The 1,405-nt window shown below is 37.9% G+C and carries 1 protein-coding gene; it reads right to left on the bottom strand.

Annotated features, from left to right (window positions below; all coding sequences use genetic code 11):
- Positions 1–7: 7 nt before the first annotated feature.
- Complete coding sequence (locus Q0954_RS33895; protein WP_299466508.1) at positions 8–1,309, bottom strand: hypothetical protein; 1,302 nt, start codon at positions 1,307–1,309, stop codon at positions 8–10.
- Positions 1,310–1,405 lie beyond the last annotated feature (96 nt).

The following is a 1,405-nucleotide window of genomic DNA, read 5'->3' as shown; positions in this document are numbered from 1 at the left end:
TCTAGTTCTAAGACATTTGGGGGAGGCATTTAAGTCTCCCATTAAGAGAAGCCGCAGTCATTAGGTTAATTAGCCAATTCTGATGGTATTTAAACTGGTTGTACTGTGCTGCTCTTGAGTTAAATTTTTCCTCTTTTTCGGGATGCTTATATTTATATCTGGTACAAAACGGCATAAAATTAAAACAGAGTGCAAATGCCCTGCTTAGTAGCTGGGCAGAAGCGAAATGCCCGTGAAAATATTGATTAATGAATAAAAATCTATCCATACGTCTCATTGGTCTATCCACAGCATTTGATGTTCTGTATGCATTAGGTTGTTCATAATAGGTGGCATACTGGCTAGCTTTGTCACACAACTTGCCAACATTAACCAATGTACTTTGTCGCTCAATATTATTGTTAGTCCATTCGGATAGTTCATTTATTTTAATCAAAAACTCTTCTTTGGTCTTTTGGGTATACACTTCCCATATCATATTAAATAATTCATTCTTCTGTGCTAACTTCTTGGCTGTTGCCCTGATTTTTAGGTATCCGTGCAAAAAACATAAAACTAATACTACTCCATTATAGAGGTTTTTCCACGCTTTACGGGTAGCCTGCCAGCCATCCGTGTTTACTGTCTGTACTTGATACCCTTCCTGTGCTATTTCTGCCTCTCTTGTAAATACTCCATACCCTCTCTCAAGTCCTAATTCATCACTACTTAATGAAGGTTCTGCCCCCCATAAACACTCCTCAGATGCAGTTGTACAAATATATATTTCTTCTCCTTGCCACCAACTCACTTTTTCATCCGCAGCCAAGTGTTGAGGAACAACGCCTTTTCGTCGGGCAGTTGTACTAACTATATTAAAGCGACCTATATGCAAAAACAAACGATACCAATAATCATCTTGACGACCAAAGCCCTTAGTAATTAACCAATAGGGCACGCCATAATTTAATAATAGAAGTGGATACCAAACATCTCCACAAGTAGCTGTCCAGTAAGGAGTGATAAAAGAGGGTTGGACAGTATAATTTTGTTTACCCACTTTTACCCTCCGATAATAAAGTTTCTGGCGTTTACTATATCGTATATCATGAAGCTGATAACCATTAAACATCTCCTTAGGAAATAATTCAGGGTATTGCTTCATATGCTTATCTAAATGCTCCCGAAACAGGACGGGGTTATCTACAATATCTAAATATTCAACCTCATTAAAAAGCAAGCGGATAGTTCGATGACCACGATTGCTTTCTTCGTAAAGTCTTTTATCTTTACTGCGTCGTCTTGGTGATTTTTCACTTGGATGATTCATATTCCTGTGCTATTGTTTGGTGGGTGTCGTAATTCATCAAACGTAGCCAGGAATTTTCTGTTTTTTATACCTAACCCCCTATTATCTTAGAACTAG

This window comes from uncultured Microscilla sp. (genome assembly GCF_947493425.1).
Classification (GTDB): Bacteria; Bacteroidota; Bacteroidia; order Cytophagales; family Microscillaceae; genus Microscilla.
Note: the sequence above shows the minus strand (reverse complement) of the source record. Positions and strands in the feature narration are given on the sequence as shown.